Origin of the sequence: Flavobacterium sp. N1736 (assembly GCF_025947065.1) — a bacterium.
Classification (GTDB): domain Bacteria; phylum Bacteroidota; class Bacteroidia; order Flavobacteriales; family Flavobacteriaceae; genus Flavobacterium.
In genome coordinates this window covers 4,809,835-4,834,952 of the sequence record NZ_CP109994.1, presented here as the reverse complement: position 1 = coordinate 4,834,952, position 25,118 = coordinate 4,809,835, and the positions used below count along the sequence as shown (strand labels likewise).

The 25,118-nt window shown below is 34.4% G+C and carries 18 protein-coding genes and 1 tRNA gene; 7 read left to right on the top strand and 12 right to left on the bottom strand.

The window, feature by feature from the left end:
* Positions 1-62 precede the first annotated feature (62 nt).
* Both OLM54_RS20515 and OLM54_RS20510 read right to left on the bottom strand, forming a co-directional pair.
* Positions 63-275: a hypothetical protein gene (locus OLM54_RS20515; protein WP_264536392.1), complete on the bottom strand. Its 213-nt coding sequence runs from the start codon at positions 273-275 to the stop codon at positions 63-65.
* Positions 276-314: 39 nt separating this feature from the next.
* The gene (locus OLM54_RS20510; RefSeq protein ID WP_264536391.1) at positions 315-1,295 is read right to left on the bottom strand and encodes a hypothetical protein; all 981 of its coding nucleotides are present in this window, start codon (positions 1,293-1,295) and stop codon (positions 315-317) included.
* Between the two features lie 180 nt (positions 1,296-1,475).
* Between OLM54_RS20510 and OLM54_RS20505 the strand changes: the two genes are divergently transcribed.
* Positions 1,476-2,477, top strand: coding sequence for a sensor histidine kinase (locus OLM54_RS20505; RefSeq protein WP_264536390.1), 1,002 nt, complete (start codon positions 1,476-1,478; stop codon positions 2,475-2,477).
* On the top strand, positions 2,447-3,157 hold the full coding sequence (locus OLM54_RS20500) for a LytR/AlgR family response regulator transcription factor (RefSeq protein WP_264536389.1): 711 nt from the start codon (positions 2,447-2,449) through the stop codon (positions 3,155-3,157). The genes OLM54_RS20505 and OLM54_RS20500 overlap by 31 nt, the downstream gene beginning before the upstream one ends.
* 124 nt (positions 3,158-3,281) lie before the next feature.
* Here the strand turns inward: OLM54_RS20500 and OLM54_RS20495 are convergent, their stop codons facing one another.
* The 3 genes from OLM54_RS20495 to OLM54_RS20485 all read right to left on the bottom strand — a co-directional run bounded on the left by OLM54_RS20495 (position 3,282) and on the right by OLM54_RS20485 (position 4,897).
* The gene (locus tag OLM54_RS20495) at positions 3,282-3,515 is read right to left on the bottom strand and encodes a hypothetical protein (protein WP_264536388.1); all 234 of its coding nucleotides are present in this window, start codon (positions 3,513-3,515) and stop codon (positions 3,282-3,284) included.
* A 201-nt stretch (positions 3,516-3,716) separates the two neighbouring features.
* Positions 3,717-4,325, bottom strand: coding sequence for a YkgJ family cysteine cluster protein (locus tag OLM54_RS20490; protein WP_264536387.1), 609 nt, complete (start codon positions 4,323-4,325; stop codon positions 3,717-3,719).
* A 137-nt stretch (positions 4,326-4,462) separates the two neighbouring features.
* Positions 4,463-4,897 carry a hypothetical protein gene (locus OLM54_RS20485; RefSeq protein WP_264536386.1) on the bottom strand — a complete coding sequence of 145 codons (435 nt, stop codon included), beginning with the start codon at positions 4,895-4,897 and terminating at the stop codon, positions 4,463-4,465.
* Between the two features lie 283 nt (positions 4,898-5,180).
* Between OLM54_RS20485 and OLM54_RS20480 the strand changes: the two genes are divergently transcribed.
* The 3 genes from OLM54_RS20480 to OLM54_RS20470 all read left to right on the top strand — a co-directional run bounded on the left by OLM54_RS20480 (position 5,181) and on the right by OLM54_RS20470 (position 8,156).
* Positions 5,181-5,648 carry a hypothetical protein gene (locus tag OLM54_RS20480; RefSeq protein ID WP_264536385.1) on the top strand — a complete coding sequence of 156 codons (468 nt, stop codon included), beginning with the start codon at positions 5,181-5,183 and terminating at the stop codon, positions 5,646-5,648.
* 377 nt (positions 5,649-6,025) lie between these two features.
* Positions 6,026-6,661 carry a hypothetical protein gene (locus OLM54_RS20475; RefSeq protein ID WP_264536384.1) on the top strand — a complete coding sequence of 212 codons (636 nt, stop codon included), beginning with the start codon at positions 6,026-6,028 and terminating at the stop codon, positions 6,659-6,661.
* A gap of 265 nt (positions 6,662-6,926) precedes the next feature.
* The gene (locus tag OLM54_RS20470) at positions 6,927-8,156 is read left to right on the top strand and encodes a TMEM143 family protein (protein ID WP_264536383.1); all 1,230 of its coding nucleotides are present in this window, start codon (positions 6,927-6,929) and stop codon (positions 8,154-8,156) included.
* A 91-nt stretch (positions 8,157-8,247) separates the two neighbouring features.
* Here OLM54_RS20470 and OLM54_RS20465 read toward each other — a convergent pair whose 3' ends face one another.
* Positions 8,248-8,802, bottom strand: coding sequence for a DUF4494 domain-containing protein (locus OLM54_RS20465; protein ID WP_264536382.1), 555 nt, complete (start codon positions 8,800-8,802; stop codon positions 8,248-8,250).
* Positions 8,803-9,039: 237 nt separating this feature from the next.
* Between OLM54_RS20465 and OLM54_RS20460 the strand changes: the two genes are divergently transcribed.
* Together OLM54_RS20460 and OLM54_RS20455 are read left to right on the top strand one after the other, a co-directional pair.
* Complete coding sequence (locus OLM54_RS20460; protein ID WP_264536381.1) at positions 9,040-9,504, top strand: DUF962 domain-containing protein; 465 nt, start codon at positions 9,040-9,042, stop codon at positions 9,502-9,504.
* 48 nt (positions 9,505-9,552) lie between these two features.
* Positions 9,553-10,299, top strand: coding sequence for a hypothetical protein (locus OLM54_RS20455; protein WP_264536380.1), 747 nt, complete (start codon positions 9,553-9,555; stop codon positions 10,297-10,299).
* Between the two features lie 221 nt (positions 10,300-10,520).
* Here the strand turns inward: OLM54_RS20455 and OLM54_RS20450 are convergent, their stop codons facing one another.
* From OLM54_RS20450 to ftsZ, 6 genes are all read right to left on the bottom strand, one after another.
* On the bottom strand, positions 10,521-11,423 hold the full coding sequence (locus OLM54_RS20450) for a PorP/SprF family type IX secretion system membrane protein (RefSeq protein ID WP_264536379.1): 903 nt from the start codon (positions 11,421-11,423) through the stop codon (positions 10,521-10,523).
* 68 nt (positions 11,424-11,491) lie between these two features.
* The gene (locus tag OLM54_RS20445) at positions 11,492-15,817 is read right to left on the bottom strand and encodes a cadherin-like beta sandwich domain-containing protein (protein WP_264536378.1); all 4,326 of its coding nucleotides are present in this window, start codon (positions 15,815-15,817) and stop codon (positions 11,492-11,494) included.
* A gap of 926 nt (positions 15,818-16,743) precedes the next feature.
* Positions 16,744-21,804, bottom strand: a complete 5,061-nt coding sequence (locus tag OLM54_RS20440) for a T9SS sorting signal type C domain-containing protein (RefSeq protein ID WP_264536377.1) — start codon at positions 21,802-21,804, stop codon at positions 16,744-16,746.
* Positions 21,805-22,305: 501 nt separating this feature from the next.
* Positions 22,306-22,379, bottom strand: a tRNA-Arg gene (locus OLM54_RS20435).
* Between the two features lie 84 nt (positions 22,380-22,463).
* Entirely contained in the window at positions 22,464-22,913 is a 450-nt protein-coding gene (locus OLM54_RS20430; RefSeq protein ID WP_074659845.1) for a GatB/YqeY domain-containing protein, read from the bottom strand.
* 226 nt (positions 22,914-23,139) lie between these two features.
* Positions 23,140-25,116: a cell division protein FtsZ gene (gene ftsZ, locus OLM54_RS20425; protein WP_264536376.1), complete on the bottom strand. Its 1,977-nt coding sequence runs from the start codon at positions 25,114-25,116 to the stop codon at positions 23,140-23,142.
* Between the last annotated feature and the right edge of the window lie 2 nt (positions 25,117-25,118).

The window sequence follows — 25,118 nt, the reverse complement described above, 5'->3', positions numbered from 1 at the left end:
ATAATCCAATAGAAAAAAACGGGTGTTTATACCCTTTTTTCTACACAAAACTAAATTTTCACTTATTCAAGAGCCACACAAACATATCCCAGACAATTTACATAATCTATGATGTTTCTAGGTTCAAGTTCAACACCTTCAACCCTTAATATTTTATCGCAGTCTTCCAGATCAAAATTAACTTTATAATCAGGAAACTGACTTTGAATCACGGCAATAATATAATTTTTGTCTGCCTCTTTCTGGACATTTGTTTTAAAAACCTCAACAACCATAATTATTTATTTTAAATTACAATAAATCATGAATTTCGATTAAAAAGGATTGTATGATATTCCGACTCTAAAATATCCCTGAGTGTCTTCGCTGTGGTCATAAACATATTTGTTTGTTCGCTCGCCCTTTTCGGTAATTCGCGTGCTTAATACATTATTGACTCCGACTTTAAAAAAACTGATTACTTTTGGCGTAAAACAGTATTCGTAAGTAATGCCGGATTTTAACTCCAACTGATTCAACTCATAAATCCCCTTCAAATTTGAGGTATTCAAATTTAAGTAAAAACTTTCAGAGTTTAATTCAGTACCTAAGGAAATTCTTCCATTTTCTAATAATTCCCTTCTAAACAGTAATCTTTGCGGTAAAATGAAATCAACATCCCACTTTGAGTCTTTAAACTTATGATTATAAGTAAACAAAGGCGTTATCGGAATAATTGCAGAAGGATCCAACATCGCTAAAGCACCAAGTGTAATTGTGGTATTGGCTGTTCGTTTCAAAACCAAATTTGCAGTTACAAATCCTTTTACACGTTGTACACCATCTTCATTTCCGTCAACCGTGGCGGTTGCGTTATAAATAATAGGTTTTTTAAAAAGTGTCGACATATAGGTTGCACTCATTGCAGCAGCCATAAAATGAAAATCTTCTTTCTCTCTTGTATAATTTGTGTTTGAATTATAATTATAAATATCGCCAAAACCGTACGTTTCATATTTATAACGCAATGAACCGGTTAAAATAAGTCGTTTCGATTCTGATACATAAAACGGCACATTAAATGCGACTTTAAGTCTGTTATGATTTTCGATTCTGCCTCTTTCAAAACGATTTCCAAACAACTCCGAATCATAATTTGTTGGTCCTAGTTGTTCGTATTGCACATCTAAAATTCTTGTGGTCGGAAATTTATCTGTAATTACTTTTACCACCGTTTGCATGGGCTGATTCTTTTCCTGCGCCATTATGTGCAAAGATGTACATACAAACAGAACTGAGATGATTCTTTTTCTCATAAATAAGCGTGGTATTTTATTTGGTTTTGAAATGATTGAAACTCTTGGCAAATGTAAATGAGAAGCCTCTTTTATAATAGTATAATTATACTAATGGCGTATTATTTATACCAATGGCGTTCGTATAATTTTTTTATCGTAAGTAGGTATAAACTATAATATTACTCTAATTTTGCCGTTATGAAAATGCTTAAAATCTATCAGAATTTTTTTCTTCGAAACCTTATCGTACACACTTTCATATTTTTGGTGATTTTGGCCTGTGTTTATGACGAATTAAGACTAGATGGACACAGTTGGTCGTATATGATGAGTAAAATAGCAGTTGGTTATTTTCCGTGTATTGTATGGATTACGATTTTCAATCTTTTTATCATTAAACCTTTCTTATTCAAAAAAAAGGCTAAAATATTCTTTGCGCTTTTCGTCATTTACTGGACTTGTTTTTACTTTTTCATGAATTGGTTTTTCCCTCTTATGGGTTTAGGAAATTTCAAAACACTTCAAATATTATCGCTTATTATCAACGGAATGTTTTTTTATTTTATTCATGTTGTGATTACCAAAAAAATCATGGATACAGATAAGGATATTATGAATTTCAAGTCTGAACTTTCATTTTTAAAACAACAGCTTAATCCACATTTTTTGCTGAATGCGATGAATAATTTATACGGAGAATCTCTTGCAGAACCGGATAAAGTTCCGGACAGAATTTTGAATCTTTCCGACATGCTTCGCTACCAAATTGAAGCTACCAAAAAAGATTATGTTTTATTAGATGAAGAAATTGCTTTTATTAAAAAGTATATGGAATATTATACTTTTAGAAATGAAAGACTGGCAATAACCCAAAAATTTGAAGGCAATTTTGACAGCATAGATATTCCGCCATTGTTCTTTTTGCCTTTGGTAGAAAATGCAGTTAAGTTTTCGGCAGAAACTGCTGAACCTTTTATAAATCTTGATTTAAAGGTAAAATGCAATAGTTTATCTTTTACTATAAAAAATAGTTATCTTAATTCCGGCTCCCGAATTTCAGGTACGGGAATTGGTATCGAAAACCTAAAAAGACGTCTCGAAGTTTATGGTTTAAAGCATGAATTGAACTGTAAAAAAGAAAAGAATATCTTTATCGTAAAATTAAATATATGGCACTTACCTACCGCTGTCTTATCATAGATGATGAATCGCCGGCACACAAGGCACTTGCGTCTCATATTTCGAAATTTGAAGATCTGGAACATTCCGGAAGTGCTTTTAACGGAATGGAAGCGATAAAAATGCTCAACGAAAATGCCTACGATATTATTTTTCTGGATATTAATATGCCTGTAATTTCGGGCGTTGAGTTAATGGAATTACAACCCAAAAGACCTTTAACGATTGTTACCACAGCTTATTCTGATTTTGCTCTTTCGGCGTACCAAAACGATGCAATAGATTATTTGCTAAAACCTATTTCGTTTGAAAAATTCTCTAAAGCAATCGAAAAAGCCAAGATTTACTTCTCCGGAAATAGTTTAAAAAAAGAAGACAACTCCTGCGAAAAAGTACTTTCTATTCGCGTAAACGGTCAAATGACAGACATTTTTTTAACGGATATTATTTACATCGAAAGTCTTGGCAATTATATGAAACTCTACAGCACCAAACTCAATTTACCTTTAATTGTGTATGGTTCGCTTTCTAGTATTGCGTCAGAAATTGACAGCAATAATTTTGTTCAGGTGCACCGTTCTTTTATTGTAAACGTTACTAAAATTTCTTCGGTTACTTTTAAATCTTTAACGATGTGTAATAATGAGATTGTTCCTGTAGGACGGAAATACCAGATTTTGTTGGATAGTTTCTTTAGGTAAAAAAGACAGTTTATTTGATCTAAACGCAGATCACACGGATATAGTTACACAACGATTGCGAGGATTTGCAATCCGTAATAAAACCAAAAAGCCACTAAAAAAGTGGCTTTTCTTTATCTACGTTTTACTCAACATCTAGATAGGGGTTTAGAACTTCGGCTAATTGATTTAGCCAGTAAAAACCGTTTTCCAGATTGGGCATTTCCAGTTTAAGGGTTTCGTTTTCTCTCATTACGCTTAGAGCTAATAAGTAATTGAGATGTCGGATTGTCTTTGCCATGGTTTTAGGATCTACAGTTTTGTTGAAAAAATCTGTAAGCCTCAATTCGGCTTCTTTTGAAAGAGTGTTTGTACTCATAATTTTGCATTTTAGGAAATATAAACCCGCATGGCTAAGATGTCCTACGTCGCAAAGAACGTTGCAGTTGTTTCCAATACCGCCACCATACCACACGGGTAAAAATTTTTTTGAGTTCATATTTTTTTTGCATTTAGGACTGCAAAGATAGACAAAAACCCGCGTAATCACTAGAGGTTTCATCATTATTAAAGGATATTCCTAAGCAATATTCCCCAATCCATTCGGCAAAGGTCGGTAAGCATAATAATGCAAAACTTCTTCAATTGCCATTTTTAATGCTTCGTTTATCGGAATTAAAATGACACCCATTCTAAGATCAATTTGTGCGAGTCGCATGTAATAATCAGAAAAAATAGGAACATATATTTCTCTGTTTATAAGTTCTTCTGCTTTGGTGAAGTTTTCAGTTTGTTGTTCTTTTATTATTTTGCAGGTTGCCAATCGCAATTTTCCAAATTTGTCGGTATTTGCCGCATAACCAAAAAGTCGGCATACTAAACCTCGATAACGATAATTGCTGCAACTTCCTTTTTGATATTCTAAAACAGAAATAGATCGATATAAATGACAATTTTTTACCTTATTATTTGTGAGTTCAACTAATGTTTCTTCGGCTTTTCCATTCAAAAATAAATGAAATGCCCAGGGTAAAAATTCTAAAGGTGAGGCGTCTATATTAGGCGTAGAACAACATTTACCACAACCGGCGTTGCAATATATATGTGTGTCTGATTTAAAAGCAGTAATTTCAATTTCAAGTCTTTCAAATAATGCTTCAACCTGCCTAACTTTCTCTTCTATCGCCATCTTTTTTGTGTAAGGTAGGCTAATAGAAATGGCTCATGCTAGTTTCGTGTTTTTATTGAGAAAACAGAAAAAATAAATTCCAAACTTTAGACTCTTGTCTCTTTGAACCTTAAAAAAAACTTAGTTGCTTAAAACTTTTATAATTCTAATTTCTCTTTAAACTTTGTTCGTAAAAAAGCAATTGCTCCTGTAGACCACAAAGCAAGAAAAATCAAAACGGGCTGAAAAAATAATCGAATCAAACGTGCTTCGTCTGTATCGAGTCCAAAAGCGCTTGTTCCGTTTAGATATTGGGCAATATTACCAGGAAAAACTAACAGGTAAAATGTGGCAAGTGCGATTCCAACATATATTCTGTATTTTTTTAGAAACAACATACCAAGACCTAATGCAATTTCTACAATTCCGGAAAGTATTACAACCAAATCTTTATCTACGGGAACCCAATTTGGAACTTGTGCCTGAAAATCGGCTCTCTGAAAAGTAAAGTGACCAAAAGCGGCCGTTATCATAAAGATTCCTAATACTATTCTAAAGAAATTTTGAGTTTTGGTAGTATGTATATTTTCCATTTCAGATTTGATTTAATTTTAATTGAAACATTTTATTAACAAATGATTCTATTCAAATTTACTATAATAATCTATTAATCAGCTTGCATAGTTCTAAGAAAATCCTTGCGTAATATCCATGTTCTGAGTCTTTTTGTTATTTTGAAGCTTTGAATCTTAATATCCAAAAAGTGCCTTACAAACACTTCTGTTCAAAAAAACAATGAACATTAAAATAAATTTCTTACATAAATAAGTATCTTCGCAAAGCCATGAAACGTTAACCCCCCAAATTTAAAGTAGAATGACTTTTTTTAATTTCCTGTTTAAAAATTCAAATTTAGAATGCCCAAGATGTTTGGGAAAAGGATTTGTAGGTCCTGAAGATATACGACGCTTAAATAAGCAATTAAAATGGGCACCCGGTCCATGCGCTTATTGTGATGCGTCTGGAAAAATTACCGAAGAACAGCTCTTAAAAGTACCTGTAGATACTACGTATCTTACTATAGATTTACCGGAATCTGAGATAGAAAAAATAAAAAATGGTGATCCGGAAACTTTAGAAAAAGGAAGACTACAAGAACTTTTTATAGATAATCTAATAAAATATATTGAGCATCAATATCAAAACAATAATATGAATGCTGAAAGTATTGCAGATTTATATTTGAGTACGGAAGATGAAAAAGCGGTTTTTTCGGTAGAAAAAGAAAATTTGCTGCAATACATTTATAAGATAATTGAATTAAAAAAATCGGATCCAAATTAATTCTCGTTTGCTGTAATCTTGTTTATGCTTATAAATCTTACAGTTATGAGTTTTCCAGCTTCAAAAAAAACAAAAACAGGTATAAATACGTGTTGCCAAAACTTTATTTAGTGGTAGACTTGTCTTCTAATAGTTTTGTCTATAAATTATAATTTCCCAAAAGGAAATTATTTAAAGTATTATTTTTTTTGGAGCAATAAAGTGAGATTTCGAATCTGTAATAAGATTGGAAATCTCACTTTTTGTTTCTCCTACTTCGCAAAATTTTCTTCCATAAAAAAGTTAAAAGTAAAAACGCTAATTATTAGTTGATTTTTATAGATTTGCAAATCTACATAGTATCAAAAATCACCGGAAACTATTATAAAATTAAGACAATGAAATTTATTACTTCTACATTTTTATTTTTCATGTTTATTTGTTCCAATTCTTACTCGCAATTAAGTTCAGATCAAATTTTTGAAAGCTTTAAACAGGGAGAACGAACAAACTGTTCATCAATTGCTTTTATTAAGGCTTCTTTAAATGTTTATGGATTAGAGAATCTTTTTATAACTCAAAAAGTAAACGATGGTTTATATAAAATAACGTTGAAAAATAATACGTCGTTTAATTTAAAAAAAGAGGAAATAGATAAAGCCAGATTTTCTGCTGATTTTGTCTATATAAAAGATAATCCTGAGAGCGAAAAAATAACAGAATATGCTGTATTGACATACGCTGTAATGGCAAAATGCAGACAAATTATTGAGAAAATCGACACTTTTGAAAAAGCTATGGACGATTTAGAAGATGGTGAAGTTTATACACCAACCATTTATAAATATTTAGGTTTTGAAAAAGGCAAACAGATTCAAAAGCTAAAACGACAATCCGGAAGTGAATTTTGTGGCGTTGTGGCCTGGTCAACAGCACACGCAGTTTTTGTTTGCGAAGATTTTATGGATTATTATGGCAACAAAAAAAGTTTGTGGCCTCAATATCCCAGCCGTTTTAGAATCATTAAGTCGTAAAGTTTTTTTAATTGCAGAGTTTGCATGTAAACCTTTGTCGAGTTTCTTGCGAAGATCCTTCCTCCGTCAGGATGACATACTTTGTGGTTATGTTGTGAATGTTTCCCTATTTCCTTGAGCCTTTGCTCCTTTCTTCCTTTGTTCCTTTCTTCCTTTCTTCCTTTCTTCCTTTGTTCCTCTAAACCTATGCTCCCTCTAAACCTATGCTCCCTTTTAAAAAAAACCTTTGTATCTTTGAACCTTAGTCCCTCAGAACCTACAAAATATGACACGAGAACATTATATTCCCTTTAATAAGGAATTTTTACTCGAACAACAAATCGCTGCTTTCACCGAAGACAAAAAAAAGGTTGATGATTTTAAAAAACTATTCGATATTATCGAACATTATTATCATTATGAAGCTTTTAATCTTAACCGAAATTTAAAACAAAACTACGCTTTATTCGATCCAGATTTGAGTTTGAAAGAACGCGAAAGTTTTATTGGTAAAAGTGATTTTGGTGTTTTTAAAGAAACGCTTCGTCAGGTTTTGGAGCGCGGTAATTATACCCGAATCGATAAGGAAACTTTAGACAAAGCTTTTAAAGATTCTGATTTAATTGGTTTAAATCTTTCTATAGATTTTAATGCTTTTAAAGATTACGAATTGTACGTTCGAGGCAGTCATAAAGCCAAAGAAAAAGTAAAGAAATATATTTTCTGGAAGAAAGAAATCGAGATCGAATATTATGATCGCGTTATGATTTACCTCAATTATAACGAAGCCGATTATCTGAAAGAAAACAAAGTCAAACTTGGAAAAATGCCTATTGATCCGGGTTCAATTGGGTTAAAAATTTTTAAGCGTGTTCCTAAAAACGATCTTGAAACTATTTTTCCAAATGCCATTCCCAGAATGTCTTTGAAAGACAAAATGCTGCTTTGGGTTCCGGGGATTTTTGGTGGTATTTCGTTATTAAGTGCAAAGGTAGCTCCGGCGTTGATTAATATGTATACTGCGTATGAAACCGGCGAAACAATCGATTTACTCAACAGCAAAACATCTTTGAATCAGGGATTAATCGCGCTGGGAATTTTATCTGCTTATTGTTTTCGCCAATACAATAATTTTATAAATAAGAAAATCAGGTATTCAAAAATGCTTTCGGATAGTTTGTACTTTAAAAATCTTGGAAATAATAGCGGCGCTTTTTATTCGCTGCTAAACTCATCTGAAGAAGAAGTGCTCAAAGAAACTATTCTTGCATATGCTTTTTTACAAAAAAGCGAGAATCCTTTAACTGCCGAAGAACTCGATCATCAAATTGAATCTTGGTTTAAAACAAGATTACATACTGATCTTGATTTTGATGTAACAGATGCTTTATTGAAACTTAAAAATATTGGCCTTGGTACTGAAACAAATGGAAAATGGGAAGTGATTCCGTTAGACAAAGCACTAATTCAAATTGATGAATTATGGGATAATGTTTTTGATTATAATCAGAAGTAAAATTTAAGTATGATATTGTAATTTCGAGGAACGACAAAACAAAAAAAGAGAACTTTAAGGTTCTCTTTTTTTGTTTTATAATCTTGATAAGTTATTCATTTTCAACCTCAACAAGATCTTCTATGCTTTCGCCTGCATCTCCCACGGCAACAATTTCTGGTTTAGAAGCTTTTAGTGCATTAAATCTTTCTAATTGTTCTAAATCTCCTTCTTCGCCACTAAAATATGGAAAAACGTCCATAATTGGCGATTCAGAAATTGCGGGAATTGTGTAGTCGCCCATTGTGTTTTTCATTGCCGCAATCGTATTGTCGTACGCCTCTTTTACATCGTTTGCCTGAACTAACAAGTACATATTTGTTTTGCGTTCTTTACCGCTTTCTTCATCATAAGCCATTAAAGTAACTTTCGATTTAAACCATCGATCGGCATTTTCAAAAGGATGAATTTCGGCATAATTTGCCACTTTTATATTCGTGATTTTAAATTCTTCGCTTACATATGCCTTCATTTCTTCATTAATTCTGCTTTCGGCTTCTGTATACGATATCGCATCTACCAAGTAAGGTTCTGTAGTAACCTTTTGTGTTCCGATATCATCTGTTTTTCTATATTTTACTTTGCATTCGTACCAAGTTGCGCTCATTTTTCATTTTTTTTAAGGATGCCAAAGATAGATTTTAAAGAAAATAAAACTCTTAAATTCTAAAAATAGATATTCACAATCGTAGTTAAATTTTCGTATCGGTTCTTTCTTTCATCCTGAAGTTACTTTTTGCCTTTCATTTAACTAATTCCGGAACGGGTTAATGTTTATATTTTTTTGATTTAAAACAAACTCAGAAAAATTTAATAGATTTGTTATCTATCTAAACCCAAAAAAATGAGAACATTAGACCAATGGTTTGACGAATATGCCGTAAGTCATCAAAACCCAAAAAACAAAGCAATACACTATGTTTGTGTTCCGGCAATTTACTTTTCGATTGTAGGATTACTGATGAGTATTCCGAGTGGCTTTATCGCCAATACTTTAAAACTGAATGCGCCAATTATAGAAAACTGGGCTGTTGTTGTTTTGCTTTTTGTGCTCATTTTTTACATTCGGTTATCTGTTGCAATGGCAATCAAAATCGCTATTTTTTCTGCAATTTGCTTGGTGGTGAATTATTATATTGGGCAATTTCTACCGTTATGGATATTCTCTATTGGCGTGTTTATTATCGCATGGATTGGTCAATTTTACGGACATAATATTGAAGGCAAAAAACCTTCGTTTTTAAAAGATCTTCAATTTTTAATGATTGGTCCGGCGTGGGTTGTGGAGAATTTGTTTTCGAGAAAATAGTGATTTAAATAACACAAAATAACTGATTTCTATATTAATGCAACGTCTATGAGAATAAACAACACAGAAATCGAAATCGAGCGCGATGATATTTTTACTTACAGAAGAATCAGGCGTGCCATTGGTTATTTAGGAATAAGCATGCCGATACTTTTGGTTGGTTTGTCTTTTATTTCTTTTTTCAAAACACAGGTTCAGCCTTCAATTAGTCATTATTATTTCACTAATCTCAGGGAAATTTTCACAGGAACTTTGTGTGCTGTTGGTTTATTTTTGATTTGCTACAAAGGTACCAGCAATGCTTCGATCTGGAAAAATGATAACTTGCTAACTAATATCGCCGGAATTATGGCTATTGGTGTAGCGTTAATTCCAATGAATCCGGATGATTTTGCGATTAAAATTTACACACTGATTCCTTATCCTGAAAAATGGCTGGGATGGCTTCATTATAGTTTTGCAGCTTTACTGTTTTTAATCATGGCTTTATTGTCGATTAACGTTTTTACGATTGGTCAGAAAAATGAAACGAGAGATCCTAAAAGCATTCTTAACGAGAATAATATTTACAGATCTTGCGGTTATTCGATACTTGTTTTTGTGGTTATGGTTCCTGTTTCCGAAACCTTGAAATTGTTTACGTATTCAACTTTACTTTTTGAGGCGCTTGCTCTTTTTGCTTTCGGAATTGCATGGCTGATAAAAGGACGGGCTCTTGGTGATAAAGGTATGATTGGTAAAAAATTATATCAGGAGAATAATCCTGTTGATACTGAAAAAGTTTTTGAAGAATAAAGGTTTTGCCGAAGTCTGATTTTGAATGGTATATATTTTTGAAATCTATAACTTGACGACAGACTCACTATGGGAATAGAAGAAGAGAATACAAATAGATGATACGTATTTAAAATATGTCAAAACCAAAAAAGCCAGTGAAATTATATCACTGGCTTTTGTTTGAAAACATATTAAATTCTTTCCTCTACTAAAGAACTTATATGCTTTTTTCAAATTCTTTATTTTATTTTATAATTCAATCCAACTTCAAAAGTATTGTTTGCATAAGCGCCCAAACTTCCAAAATATTTAGAGTAAGCAAGGAAAATACCTAAATCATCAACTGAAATTCCAAATGCTGTCGAAACAGTTTTATTGGTGTGGTAAAATGCAGATATATTCATCTTGTAATCCGGAAAATTAAATCTTCCACCCATGTCTAAAATATCTTTGTGTCCTTTAATACCTCTGTACGCAACTAATGGCTCAATATTTAAGTTTTCATCGTAATTTGATAATAATATCTTGTAACTAACGGCTGAATAAAAAGTAGAGCGATCTGCGTAATTTTGCACACCATTATCATTTTCATAGAACAAATTATGAAGTTTTGGCACTGATGCCTGAACTGTCAATAATCTGTCGGTATATGCAATACCTAAATCTCCATCTAATTTTACTCCTTCATTAAAATTTTGCAAAACAGCATCATCTTTATCACCTATCACTTTACCATAATCAATTGAAGCAAATTTTGCTCCTGCAGATATCCCGAAATGAAGCTTTTCTTCTGCTCCTATTGGCAAATGATAAGCATAGGTTCCCATTATTCTTGTTCTGTTAATTAAACCGGCTCTGTCGCTTGTTACATTTAATCCAAGTCCGGTTCTGTTTCCAGAATTGTATTCAAAAGTTGCATTCATCAATATCGGATTCCCCGGAACTTCGTCCCATTGTCTTTGGTATCCTAAGTTCAGTTTTGCCCCTTCCTCTAACCCTGCCATAGCAGGGTTATTAATATACTGATTTTGAAAATACATGGCCTCGTATTCTGTTAACTGCGCATTTGCGGAGTTTGTTCCTACTATTAGCAGGAACAAAATTGCCTGTAAATAGACTGTTTTTATTGATTTTATCTTCATTGTATTGATGTCTGTGTGGTTGTCTTCTAACCACTTTTACTATTTTTAGTTTCTTTTGCTCTAGATTCTTAGTTTCTAATGATTGAAATGAATCCTTTCATTTTAGGTGAACCATTTCCTAAATCAATTAGGTAGTAATAAGTATCTTCATTAACCGGAGATCCTTTAAAAGTACCATCCCAATCGTTGTTATAATTATTTTTAGAATACACCAATCTTGCTGCTCTGTCAAAAACTTTAACTGAATTATTTGGATATTTATCCAGACCGTCAATTATCCAATAGTCATTTTTACCATCTCCGTTTGGAGTTATTACATTTGTTGGCACAATTGCTTGTGGTCCTTCATCTGCTCTGTTTACAATAACTGTATACGTTTCTTTTGTTCCATCTTCTGCAGTAACAACTACTGTAATTATATTGTCTCCTACTTTTAAATCTATTGGAGCAGTAGGATCAACAGTTACACCGTCAACGATCATTTCTACTTTTGCAGTTGGATCTATTGGAGTTGGTGTAATTACAATTGAATTAGTTTCATTTGGCACATCTACTCTGTAATCTTTTGTATCTGTATTAAATGCCGGGCTTAAATCTCCGTCACTTAAAGCAATATCTGCTAAACCTGCATTACCGGAAGGCTCTCTTGTAACGATTACTGTATAAGTAGTTGTAGTTCCATCCTGAGCTGTAACTACAGTAGTAATTTCATTTTTACCTACTTGTAAATCAATTTCACCAGAAGATTTTCCACTCGGTACTTCTTTTCCATTTACGGTTACTGTCGCTGTAGTATCTGCAGTAGTTGGCGTTACTTTAATAGTTGTAACATCATTAGGAACAGTAGTGTCGTATTTTGTAACTCCTTCTTCAAAAACCGGACTTAATGTACCTTCGCTGATCGCTAAGTCTGTCAAACCTGAATTATTAGATAAAGGTGCTGCTTCTCTGGTAACAACTACTGTATAAGTAGTAATTGTACCGTCCTGAGCTGTAACTACGGTTGTAATCGTATTCTCACCAACTTTTAATGGAAGATCTGCCGAAGCAGTTCCACTAGGTACTTCCACTCCATCTATAGTTACTTTTGCTGTAGAATCAGCTGTAACTGGCGTAGCAGTTATATTTTCAACATTATAAGGTACTGTTGCTGTATAAGCTATATTTCCTTCTGTAAAACCAGGCTCTAACTTACCTTCACTAATCGCTAAGTCTGTCAAACCTGAATTATTAGATAAAGGTGCTGCTTCTCTGGTAACAACTACTGTATAAGTAGTAATTGTACCGTCCTGAGCTGTAACTACGGTTGTAATCGTATTCTCACCAACTTTTAATGGAAGATCTGCCGAAGCAGTTCCACTAGGTACTTCCACTCCATCTATAGTTACTTTTGCTGTAGAATCAGCTGTAACTGGCGTAGCAGTTATATTTTCAACATTATAAGGTACTGTTGCTGTATAAGCTGTATTTCCTTCTGTAAAACCAGGCTCTAACTTACCTTCACTAATCGCTAAATCTGTTAAACCTGAATTATTAGAAAGAGGAGCTTCTTCTCTTTTAACAATTATTTCATACGTTTCTTGTGTAATACCATCTTCAGCTGTAACCTCAATCTTAATTACATTATCTCCTACTTTTAAATCTAATGGATTTAAAGGATCAATCGTTACTCCCTCAATTGTCATTACAACAGTTGCATATGGGCTGTGTGGTATTGGATTAATTACAATTGAATCAGTGCTATTTGGAACCTCTATAGTGTAACCTTTTTTAGCCGGATCAAAAGCTGGAACTATGTCCTCTTTATTAACAATAATATCAGATAAATTAGCATCACTTGAAGGAAGTACCTCTAAAATACCAGCAACAAATGTAATTTCATAATTTTTAGAAGCTGCTCCGCTAACCGTAATAGGATAATTTCCTATTATGCTTTCAGTAACTGCCGTAGTTGTAATGACAGGTTTAGTAAAAGTCAAACTCTCTTCGTTATCTCCATCTATAAAGCCAGAATATTTTACGGTTAAAATTGGATTCTTTTCGCCGTGTGTTTTTTCAACTCTATCTGCTGTGATAATTAATTCTTTAGCAAAAACATCTAAAATTCCAGTTTGCTTGTAATCAAAAGTATAGTTTGGTGAATCTGCTCCACTAGCTATAATTTTATATTTTTCTACCGGACTTTGTTTTGTAGCCTCAGTCTCAATTTTAAATAATGGACCTAAGCTTGCTACTGCATCTCCGTTTTTAAAACCAACATAATTAGCTGTGAAAACTGGATTATCTGATCCGTAAGCTCTACTATCACTATTCGTGGTAATTGTTAAGACAGCTTTATCAATAGTTAAGATTCCTTTTTGCCCATAAGTAATATCATAGTTTAATGAATTTGCTCCACTAAATGTGATGTTATATTGTTTTGCTGCACTTCCTTTAACCGCTGTTGTTTCAATTTTAAAGGATGTGCCTAAACTTGCTGTAGTATCATTATTTACGAATTTATCATAAGTTGCTGTTAAAACTGGAATTTCATCTCCATATTTTATATTCTTATTCTCTGTTGTGATTTTTAACGGTGCTTTATCTACTGTACTTGTTGGAATTGGTATCGTTATCGGAGTTGTACCAGTACTTGTTAAAACTATATCTCCAGAATAATTTTTTGCATCAATTGTTCCTTTTAATCGAACATATGCTATTGTATTGGCGATATAACCTGCTGGACCTATCGTAATTGTATTAGAAAAATTAGTTCCATCTGTGCTTACTTCAAATCCTGCAGGCGTAGTAACTAAAATTCCTCCAACAATATCAGTACCTGATATAGTAAAAGTTTTTGGTGCTGATGGCGTACCATAAACAGAAGTCATTGCTGCTATACTATTAGTATTTACTACTATTGTAGGGCCAACATTTACAATACCATTATTAAGAATAAAATAAGAATCGTTTTTATTAACTGCGTTCGAATTTTTACTTCCCCATGATCCACCAGCTTGAGCAGCGTCTCCTAGTTTTATATATTTTGCCTTATGCACCAAATTAGCAGTTAGATCAGCAAATACTCCTGACGATATCGAAAAAGTTTCACTTATAGTAGTTGTAGCTCCAAAAGTTTTAATTCCGGTTCCAGACAATTTAAGATTATTATATATCAGTGATCCCGTTCCTAAATTTTGTGCTGCTCCATTAAACTCTACTGTACTGGTTCCCGCATTAAAACTGCCTCCAGTACCTACTACATTACCTGCTATTTTTAAAATAGAGGAACCTGCATTTAATGTTCCCTGAGTTCTGGTCCAGTCAGAAGAAAATGTATGAGTTAGACCTGAGCCTAGATTAAGTGTTCCTAAGCCATTAATCGTTAATTGTTTTGTCTCTATTTTTCCTATAAAAGTTGCAATACCAGCACTTTTAATCATAGCAATACCTTCTGTAGATGTAAAACTAGCTATGGTCTGATTAACACCACCTGTTAAATAAACAAATTTATCAGTAGTTAAAGAACCCCAGTTATTGATAAAGTTACCTCCAAAATATAATTCCGTATTAGTTACTGCTAACGAAGCCTCCTCATTTATAATAAAAGGAACTCCATCGTTAAATCTTTTTTCTGCTGCAGTAGGACTATTTAAAGCAACCGTACTACCTTGAATAATTTCAATTCCTCCTTTTGCAGCAAATGGCGTAATCCATTCCGGACCTGCCGTGGTGGATACTGCACTATATTTTAAAGCAGCATTGTTACCATAAGTTGGCGCAGCAGAAGCTTTTGCGGCACCTGCCATAGTAAAGGTAGCGTTTACCAGTACTCCAGGAGTTATGGTTCTGACACCACTACCTGATAGCGTTAAGTTATGATAAGTATATGTGCCTACATTTCGTGTCCCTGTACCATTATAAGTTACAGTTCCCATTCCAATGGCATTTAACGTTCCGCCGTTCATTATTCCTCCTATTGTTAAATTTCCGAGACCGGTAAAAGTCACGTCATTTTGAAGAGCGGTACCAGTCATTACAATATTTCCTGTTACACTTACTGTTCCACCCTCAATTTTTAAACTACAATCGCTGGTTGCATCACCTCCGGTATTGTTCATTGTTATTGATGCTGTAGAAAACGATCCTGTTTTTACAGTAAGAACAACAACACTACCTGAAGTTGAATTTGTCAACATAAGGGCAGCACAAGATGTTCCTAATTCAGATATTTCAGGCTGATTATCGGCATTTGTTATTAGTACATCATCAAGAGGTGTAGGTACATTTCCAGTATCCCAGTTCGAACCTTCTTCCCAGGCAGAACTCGTAGCTCCTGTCCATGTTTTTAATGTTTGCCCGTATCCTATATTAAATAAAAGAAAGGCTAATACGATAAGTAAATTTTTGTTCATTTTTATTTTATTTCTCTTCATTTCTGTTTTTAGTTTTTAATTCATTTTGCTAATTTTCTCCTCATCCATTTTTTTTGTTTTTAACTCATTTTTTAATTACTTTTTAATTTCATTTTCTAATTTTTAAACTAATGCCATTTTTAAAAAACAATCGGCCATAATTCACTCATTGCTTAATTTTTAAAATTCTCATAAAAAATCATTGTGATAAATGATTGCTGTTTTGGATAAAAAAGAAGCAGAAAGCATAATACGCTGATTGCAAAACTATTGCGGATAAATACCCTGAATCCCTTTAGATCCAAGGGATGCCGTTATTTAGTTATTCAAATATTGCAACTATTAAGGATGTAATTGCTCCTTTAAAAGTTTTTAGTTTGACAGATAAAGGCATTTATTGCAAATAGTAGAATTGTAGAAAAGGCAGTAAGAAATATGATATAATGATGGAACAAAATCTATAGGTTAACAGCAAAGTATTTTAACTTGATACTTTAATAGGTAAATCAAATAGAATTACTAGCCAAGTGATGTTTGAAAATCGGATGAAGAAAGAGCAATAAATAAGAATAAATTTAAACTCACATAAAACAAATGAGGTAGTCTTTTTTTAGGCAATAAAAAAAGGCAAAATATATTAGTGTATATTTTGCCTTTTATTGTAACTGGATTTATTCTCTTCTAAAGTAATAAAATTGTAAAAGAAAGTCGAAATGAAAACATTGCAGTATAAACTATAGTTTGCAGCAAAGAATATTGAACAATAAAGTTTCTATTAAACCAAATGCCTTAGCCCTGACAGAAGCGGCATCCTTTGCTTTCCTTCTTTAGGAAAGTAAAGATATAGTGGATGGCAGGAAATAGCTCCTAATAAAAAAACCACTTATCTTTCGACAAGTGGCTTTTTAATCTAATCTCAAAAATATTTAATACATTACTTTTTTAGTCTCGATATGACTGTTACTAAGCACTACTTTTACAATTAAGACCTGATTGCTTGCTCGTAAATTATCGATACTTAATTTAGAATCTCCTACTGCATTTTTCCTGTAGATTAAATTACCGGAAACATCGTAAACAAATACATTATCGATATTTTGATTAAAAGTATCGATATTAATTTCTTTGTTTAAAACCGATACCAAAACATTATTATCCGACGATTCAGAAGTTACTTTAGTTTTAGTCGTTTTTTCTTGTGCAGGAGCATAAGGAACTACAGCAATTTCTGATTCTGCAGATCCACAGTCAGTATCGTTATTGGTCACTGAAAAAGTATATGAATCTTCACCAAGAGCAGTAATAAATGTATTTTCACCACTCCCACGTTGCAAGGATTGACGTCCCCCAGACATTGGAGTGACCAATATTACCCATTCACCCAATGGCAGCCCGCTTAGAGCAACGGTTCCTAGAGGACCGTTGGGTAAAGCTGGAGTGATTTCGCCAATAATAGGAGCTGTTGGCGACGCTTTAATTACAATAGATACCGCATGAGAACCCACACAAGGGGCATCAACAATATATAGTGTTCCGGAATAAGTTCCCGGCTGGGCATTTGCAGAAATTTGAATTGTTTCTATAAGACCTCCTATTCCTTCAAATTCATACGGAGTGCTAGGCTGGTCATCCAATAAAGCATCATTTGCCGTTTGATTCCAGTCAATATAATAACTGGTAGGATTACCTGAAACGATAGAATATTCTAATACTGCATTTTGCAAATCACTACTCGCACAAACGGGTCTAATTACATCATATATAGTAATTGAAGGGGATTTGCCAATCTTTAAAGTAAAAGCCAAAGGACTACTCATGTCGCCATTTGCATTTTTTACCGTTAATGTTCCACTGTATGTCGCTGAAGTTGTTCCTACAGGAACAAAAATCTTAATTGGAGTAGCAGGTAACGCAACATCAGTGACTGGTGTAAAGTTATTAGTTGGCGATGAATCCCAAACTATACTATATGTTACAGGAGATCCCGTTGTATTATCGTAAGGTAAATTCGCATAGTGTGAATAGGTATACTCATCCAAACAATATTGTATTGCAGAATTTGTTAACTCGATAGTTGGTACACTATTTACAGTAACAGTGGTTGGTTCTGAATTTATAACAGCACAATCACCACTCTGAACAACAGCTCTAAATTGTGTAGTTTGCGTTAATGATCCTGAAGTATATGTAGTATCTGTATTGGCTATATCTGTCCACGTCCATTCTGTAAAAGGACTAATTGCTGATTGCCATTTAACAACTGATCCTGTTTGACCTGACAGGGTTAACAAACCACTTGTGTCTCCGGAATTAATTGTCGCACCTCCGCTTACTGCTCCTCCAACTGTTGCAGGTGAAATTGTAATGCGTATGCTATATCCTCCGGTACAATGTTCATTGGTGTAATAAATTACACCAGAGTAAGTTCCGGGAAGCGCATTTGCAGATATTTCATTTGTTTCGAGAATACCCTCTTCTGCAAATTTATATGCAGTAACAGGCTGATCATTTAGCAAAGCAGCATTTGCTGTATCATCCCAGTCAATATAATATTCGGTGGGATTGCCTGTCGTACCAAAATATTGCAATGAGAAATATTGCAGGCTTGTACTTGCACACACAGAAGGAACTTCGTGAGTTGTATAAATTTGAGGGACTTCATGTATTTTTACAGTAAAATCAAATCCCGGACTGCTAATCCCACTTGAATTTTTTATGGTCAATGTGCCTGTGTAAGTCCCCGGATCTGTTTCTGCGGGAATAATAATACTGAGACTAGGGGTCAAAGCTGCATCAGTAACCGCTGCAAAACTATTTGCAGGAGATGAATTCCAGACAATGCTATACGTTGTTCCAGTCCCGGTAGTTTCTGTGTAATGTAATGGCACAAATGTTGAAAATTGACGAGTAGAACAAGACTCAATCAATAATACGTCTGTTATTTGTGGAGTACTATCTACAGTAACAATTGTTGATGCTGAATTTATTTCACTACAAACACCACTCTTAACAACAGCTCTAAATTGAGTAGTTTCGGTTAATGCTCCTGAAGTATAAGTCGTATTTGTATTCGCAATATCTATCCATGTTGTAAACGGACTTACAGAAGATTGCCATTTAACAACTGATCCTGTATGACCTGATAAGGTTAACAAATCACTTGTGCTTCCGTAATTAATTGTTGTACCTCCGCTTACTGTTCCACCAATAGTTTTAGGTGAAATTGTTATAGATACCGGATATGATCCGTTACAATGTTCATTTGCCAAATAAATTGTACCAGAGTAAGTTCCGGGAAGCGCATTTGCAGATATTTCAATTGTTTCGAGAATACCCTCTTCTGCAAATTTATATGGAGTAACAGGCTGATCATTTAGCAAACTAGCATTTGCTGTATTGTCCCAATCAATAAAATATTCGGTGGCATTGCCTGTACCATTAAAATATTGCAATGATGTATATTGCAGGCTTGTACTTGCACACACAGAAGTAATTGGCTGAGGTATAACAACTTGAGGGATCTCATTTAATTTTACAGTAAAATCAAATCCCGGACTGCTAATCCCACTTGAATTTTTTATGGTCAATATGCCTGTGTAAGTCCCGGGAACTGTTCCTGCAGGAATAATAATACTGAGCGGACTAGGTGTCAAAACTGCATCAGTAACCGCTGCAAAACTATTTGCAGGAGATGAATTCCAGACGATGCTATACGTTGTTCCTGTACCGGTAGTTTCTGTGTAATGCAATGGCATAAATATTGAAAATTGACGAGTAACAAAACAAGTCTCAAGTACAAATACATCTGTTATTTGTGGAGCACTATCTACAGTAACAGTTGTTGCTGCTGAATTTACTTCACTACAACTCTGAACAACAGCTCTAAATTGTGTAGTTTCTGTTAATGCTCCAGAAGTATAGGTCGTATTTGTATTCGCAATATCTGACCATGTTGTAAACGGACTTACTGAAGATTGCCATTTAACAACTGATCCAGTATGACCAGACAAGGTTAACAAACCGCTTGTGCTTCCTGAATTAATTGTTGTCCCTCCGCTTACTGTTCCGCCAACTGTTGCAGGTGAAATCGTTATAGATACAGGAGCCGATCCCTCACAATTACTGTTCTTAACATAAAGTATACCTGAGTATGTTCCTGGCGTAACATTTGGTGATACCTCAATTGTATTGTTAATACCACCGCCTGGTGAAAAATTAAATGGGGTAAGTTCCTGATCTGTCAAGAATGCCGCATTTGCTGTATCGTTCCAATCAATTCTATATGCTGTGGGAGCATCGGTACTTTGAGTATAAACAAGTGATGTAGTTTCTATTCCCCCACTTTTACAAACTGAAGTAATTGTTCCTTCTGTAGTAATTGTAGGAGTTTTAATTACAGTTAGAGTAAAAATATTCCCCGGATTACTAACAGCTCCATTTGTGTTTTTTACAGTTACTGTTCCTGTATAAGTTCCGGGTAATGTTCCGGCAGGAACTGCAATTTGTAATGGGGTGGCTACCACTAACGCTACATCAGTAACTGCTGCAAAACTATTGGGTGGAGAAGAATTCCAAATAATACTATAAGTAGTTAGTGATCCCGAATCCCAGCCACGTTCCAGAGTTGTAGTTTTTGCAATACTGCTGGAACAGACATTTGAAGTAGAATTTGCCAGCTGTATTGTTGGAGCAGTATTTACAGTAACAGTTGTTGCCGTAGAATATTCCGGATCACAATATACACTTTCGACAACAGCTCTAAACTGAGTAGTTTGTGTTAATGGACCGGAAGTATACTGTGTACTAGTATTCGCTATATCCATCCATACCGTAAAAGGACTTACTGAGGATTGCCAATTAGTAGGTTCTCCTATACTGCCTGACAAGGTTAACAAACCACTTGTACTTCCTGAATTAATTGTAGTACCACCGCTTACTGTTCCTCCTACGGTTGCCGGCAGTATTACTATGCCAGCTACATTATTACTGGTCAATGTAGAAGAACAAGATACAGAAGCAAGTTTAGTAATTGTTATTTCACAAAATCCATTTGTAGAACTTAATCCTACTGCCTGAAAGTCTCCTGTACCAGCTGTAGTAACGGTTAAATTTGCAGTTAATCCAGTAGCACTTGGATTGCTTCTGTTATACGTTACCACATAAGTACCAACTGGTAATGATGAAGTGCTAGAATTTATTGTTACTGTAGATTCATGATTACCGGCAGCACAAATCTTTGTTGCACTTAGACTTGTTATACTATAAGTTGGACAAGTATACGCAATAATTACTTTACCCGCAGCGCCAGATCCGCCAGCCTGAGAGGTACCAAGTGCTGAATTGATTGCACCACTACCGCCGCCGCCGGGTGCTGAACCTGAATTACCGGGTGCAGTACCTAAAATTAAACTTCCAACTGCAGGACCGCCCGCACCTCCAAAATTTGCTCCGGCACCTCCGGCACCAGACGTTAAAAGTATAGACAATAGCGACCATGTATTACCATTAACGCCATTCAAACCTGCAAACTTAATTGTTCCTGTCGATGCAGCAACTGTTCCGCCAATGCCGCCTAGTGGTGTGCCTCCGGCATTATTAGCGCCACCGCCAGATCCTCCGGCTGCAGAAAGCAATAAATCATAAGCTGTGGCAACTGAAGAATTCAATCCAGCTGTACCATTAGATCCCGTAGATCCCGGGGTTGAGCCTGCAACAGTTGCATATAGGGTTTCGCCCGGAGTAACCGGAAGTGTAGCACTTGCATAAGCTCCTCCACCTCCACCGGCGGCACCTCGCCCAAAAAGCAATCCAGCACCACTGGCACCTCCGCCAGATCCTCCTCCGCCCCAAGCCTGAGAACTAATACTGGTAACACCAGCAGGGACTACCAAAGTACCATTGGCTGTAAATGTTTTGATGGTCTGAGAGCTCTGCGACCATGAAAACGTAATAATTAAAACGAGTAACAAAGATAATTTTAGCTTCATAATAAAAGTTTTTAAAAATGAAAAAATCAGTGAATTCTTTGATAATGTGGAGAAGATGGCATATAGAAAATAGAGAGGATTAAAATGCCGTTTTATACCTTATTATATATAATACATAACATATTGATATACAGTGTTTTACAAAAAAGCCATGTGAAATTAACAAATAAATTCTGAAAATAATTCTATTAATATGTATATATTTAGGTATTACAACAGATATATTGCCATTTATGTCAGATTATTAACACATTATATATTAATACTTCGAAAAAACAATTTGTAGGAAGAATATTAAATTCTAATAAATTAACTTTTAAATAAAAATGGAACAAAAAGAAGTATCTCTTTGTTCCATTTTATGATTTGAGGATAAATTATTCAATAAGTGATTTTAATTTCGTGAAATAATCAATTGTCTATTAGATATAAACAATACTCAAATAAAAAATCCGTAAGCCATTAAATAAATGACTTACGGATTTTATTTGTTTAAAAAAGTGACCGCGGAGGGGTTCGAACCCCCAACCCTCAGAGCCGAAATCTGATATTCTATCCAGTTGAACTACGCGGTCTTTTGATTATGATTTTAGATTTTAGAGTTCAGATTTTAGATTACTGATTGGAATCTAAAATCTGAACTCTAAAATTAATATTATTTAAACTAAAAGTTTCTTTACAATTGCAGAAATTGTTTTTCCTTCAGCAGTTCCACCTAATTGTGCAGAAGCCAATCCCATAACTTTACCCATTGAAGCAATTCCCGAAGCTCCGGTTTCAGCGATGATTTTTGCAACCACAGCTTCTACTTCTTCTTCGCTTAATTGTGCAGGAAGGAATTTTTCGATTACAGCAACCTGAGCTAATTCCGGTTCAGCCAAATCAGGACGATTTTGTTCTGTAAAAATTCTTGCGCTTTCTTTACGGGTTTTAACCAATCTTTGAAGCAATTTAACTTCATCATCTTCAGTTAATTCTTCTTTTGATCCTGAGGCTGTTGCAGCTAATAACATTTCTGATTTAATAGCTCTTAAAGCTTCTAATGCTACTGTATCTTTTGCTCTCATGGCCGTTTTAATCTCGTCCATGATTAATGTTTGTAAACTCATTTTTTTGTTTTTATTTTAATAAGCTATGCTTATGATTGATGTATTTATTTAAAATTTGTTCTCTACTAGTTTATTCTGAGCGAAGCCGAAGGACTCGAACTGACAATAAGATTCACTTTAAAAGCCTATTAAGGAAGTCAAATTTCTAAATTCTGTGCGAAGATAAAAAAAATAACCCGAAAATTAAATCCAATTTTCGGGTTATCCTATTTATATGAATGTAAAATTAATCTACGTTATCGTGCAAAAATGAATTATTTGAACGCAATTGCAAATCATTATTACTATCTGTACCAACAGAAATTCTTGAATTGGTTGTATTAGACTGATTATTTGAAAGATCAATACCTAATCTTTTGTAAGCAGGCTCTTTTTCAAGTTCATCAATTCTCGAAACATTGTTATGGAATTTATAATTAAATTCTTTTAGTTTCTTTCTTCTTTCTTCTGCTCTTAAACGTAATGTTTCTTCGATTGTTAATTCCATCGGAGAAGCGTGATCCGTTGTCGTAAAAGCAGCTTCCTGAGCAAAATCAACTCTTGGTTTCATAGTGATATTTAATTCCGCAGGAATTACATCTTCAACCACTTTTTCAATTGGTTTTGATGTAACTAAATCATTTTCAACTTCCATATATTCTTCCAGAGAATATTTGATGATTCCATTATCAGAAAGTTCTGTTACCGGAACAAATGAAACCGGATCGTTCACTTTAATATTGCGGGTTTCGTTTGTTAATTCAAACAAAATTCTCGTGTCTTCAACAACCGGCTCTTTCTTAACTTCCGGCTCAGCTCTAAAAAGAGGCAAATCAAAAGAGAATGTTGTTTGTTCTTCTTTTTCAAATACTCTTTGCTGTACAGGTTTTACTTCCTGAAAAGCGGGGGTTTGCGGACTGGAAATAGTAAAATCGATATCTGTAATTGGCGAAACGATTTCAAAAGTTACATCAAGATTTTTAATAAACTCTGACATTACTACCAATTCGTCCTGATTGATTACTGGAGCAACAGCAACCGGAGTTGGGATTACGGGAGCAACTGCCGTATCTTCCATTAAATCAAAAACAATTTTTTCTTCTGATTTTGCTGTAGGCGTATTCATTGTTAAATCAAAAGAAGTAAGCGCTTTATTCGTTAAATTATGAACACTTCTTTGCTCATCTTCTAATGTGTGAATAATTTTCTTAGGTTCTGTATTTACAATTTCATTTTGCTGTTCAACATCAAAACCAGTCGCAATAATCGTTACCGCAATAGATTCACCAAGAGTTTCGTCTTCACCAACTCCCATGATAATATTAGCGTTATAACCTGCTTCTGCCTGGATATGATCGTTGATTTCTCCAATTTCATCAAGCGTGATTTCGTTTGATCCAGAAACGATAAGCAACAATACGTTTTTGGCTCCTGTAATTTTGTTGTCGTTTAATAACGGAGAATCCAATGCCGAAATAATAGCATCTTTCGCTCTGTTTTCACCTACGGCAACAGAAGATCCCATGATCGCAGTTCCGCTGTTTGCCAAAACAGTTTTTGCATCACGTAAATCGATATTTTGAGTATAGTGGTGCGTAATTACTTCGGCAATACCTCTTGAGGCAGTTGCCAAAACTTCATCCGCTTTAGAGAATCCGGCTTTAAAACCAAGATTTCCGTATACTTCTCTTAATTTATTATTGTTGATTACGATTAACGAATCTACTTGTTTACGTAATTTTTCGATTCCTAAAAGCGCTTGTTCCTGACGCACTTTCCCTTCAAACTGAAACGGAATTGTTACGATACCAACCGTCAAAATTTCTCTTTCTTTTGCCAATTGTGCAATTACCGGAGCAGCACCCGTACCTGTACCACCACCCATACCAGCGGTAATAAATACCATCTTAGTACCACGGTCTAACATTTTTTCGATATCGGCAATACTTTCAATAGCAGATTGTTGTCCGACATCAGGGTTCGCTCCTGCGCCAAGACCCTCTGTCAGGTTCATCCCTAATTGAATTTTATTTGGTACAGCACTATTTTGAAGTGCTTGTGAATCTGTATTACAAACGATAAAATCTACCCCTTTAATACCTTGCTTGAACATGTGGTTGATTGCGTTACTTCCGCCTCCGCCAACACCTATTACTTTGATTACATTTGATTGGTTTTTCGGTAAATCAAATGAAATACTTCCAAATTCTGAGTTGCTCATCATCT

What these genes read in the sequence shown, in the direction of transcription:
- OLM54_RS20515 (WP_264536392.1), bottom strand. Translation starts at nt 275, where the DNA reads ATGGTTGTTGAGGTTTTTAAAACAAATGTCCAGAAAGAGGCAGACAAA.
- OLM54_RS20510 (WP_264536391.1), bottom strand. Translation starts at nt 1,295, where the DNA reads ATGAGAAAAAGAATCATCTCAGTTCTGTTTGTATGTACATCTTTGCAC.
- OLM54_RS20505 (WP_264536390.1), top strand. Translation starts at nt 1,476, where the DNA reads ATGAAAATGCTTAAAATCTATCAGAATTTTTTTCTTCGAAACCTTATC.
- OLM54_RS20500 (WP_264536389.1), top strand. Translation starts at nt 2,447, where the DNA reads ATGGCACTTACCTACCGCTGTCTTATCATAGATGATGAATCGCCGGCA.
- OLM54_RS20495 (WP_264536388.1), bottom strand. Translation starts at nt 3,515, where the DNA reads ATGAGTACAAACACTCTTTCAAAAGAAGCCGAATTGAGGCTTACAGAT.
- OLM54_RS20490 (WP_264536387.1), bottom strand. Translation starts at nt 4,325, where the DNA reads ATGGCGATAGAAGAGAAAGTTAGGCAGGTTGAAGCATTATTTGAAAGA.
- OLM54_RS20485 (WP_264536386.1), bottom strand. Translation starts at nt 4,897, where the DNA reads ATGGAAAATATACATACTACCAAAACTCAAAATTTCTTTAGAATAGTA.
- OLM54_RS20480 (WP_264536385.1), top strand. Translation starts at nt 5,181, where the DNA reads ATGACTTTTTTTAATTTCCTGTTTAAAAATTCAAATTTAGAATGCCCA.
- OLM54_RS20475 (WP_264536384.1), top strand. Translation starts at nt 6,026, where the DNA reads ATGAAATTTATTACTTCTACATTTTTATTTTTCATGTTTATTTGTTCC.
- OLM54_RS20470 (WP_264536383.1), top strand. Translation starts at nt 6,927, where the DNA reads ATGACACGAGAACATTATATTCCCTTTAATAAGGAATTTTTACTCGAA.
- OLM54_RS20465 (WP_264536382.1), bottom strand. Translation starts at nt 8,802, where the DNA reads ATGAGCGCAACTTGGTACGAATGCAAAGTAAAATATAGAAAAACAGAT.
- OLM54_RS20460 (WP_264536381.1), top strand. Translation starts at nt 9,040, where the DNA reads ATGAGAACATTAGACCAATGGTTTGACGAATATGCCGTAAGTCATCAA.
- OLM54_RS20455 (WP_264536380.1), top strand. Translation starts at nt 9,553, where the DNA reads ATGAGAATAAACAACACAGAAATCGAAATCGAGCGCGATGATATTTTT.
- OLM54_RS20450 (WP_264536379.1), bottom strand. Translation starts at nt 11,423, where the DNA reads ATGAAGATAAAATCAATAAAAACAGTCTATTTACAGGCAATTTTGTTC.
- OLM54_RS20445 (WP_264536378.1), bottom strand. Translation starts at nt 15,817, where the DNA reads ATGAACAAAAATTTACTTATCGTATTAGCCTTTCTTTTATTTAATATA.
- OLM54_RS20440 (WP_264536377.1), bottom strand. Translation starts at nt 21,804, where the DNA reads ATGAAGCTAAAATTATCTTTGTTACTCGTTTTAATTATTACGTTTTCA.
- OLM54_RS20430 (WP_074659845.1), bottom strand. Translation starts at nt 22,913, where the DNA reads ATGAGTTTACAAACATTAATCATGGACGAGATTAAAACGGCCATGAGA.
- ftsZ (WP_264536376.1), bottom strand. Translation starts at nt 25,116, where the DNA reads ATGATGAGCAACTCAGAATTTGGAAGTATTTCATTTGATTTACCGAAA.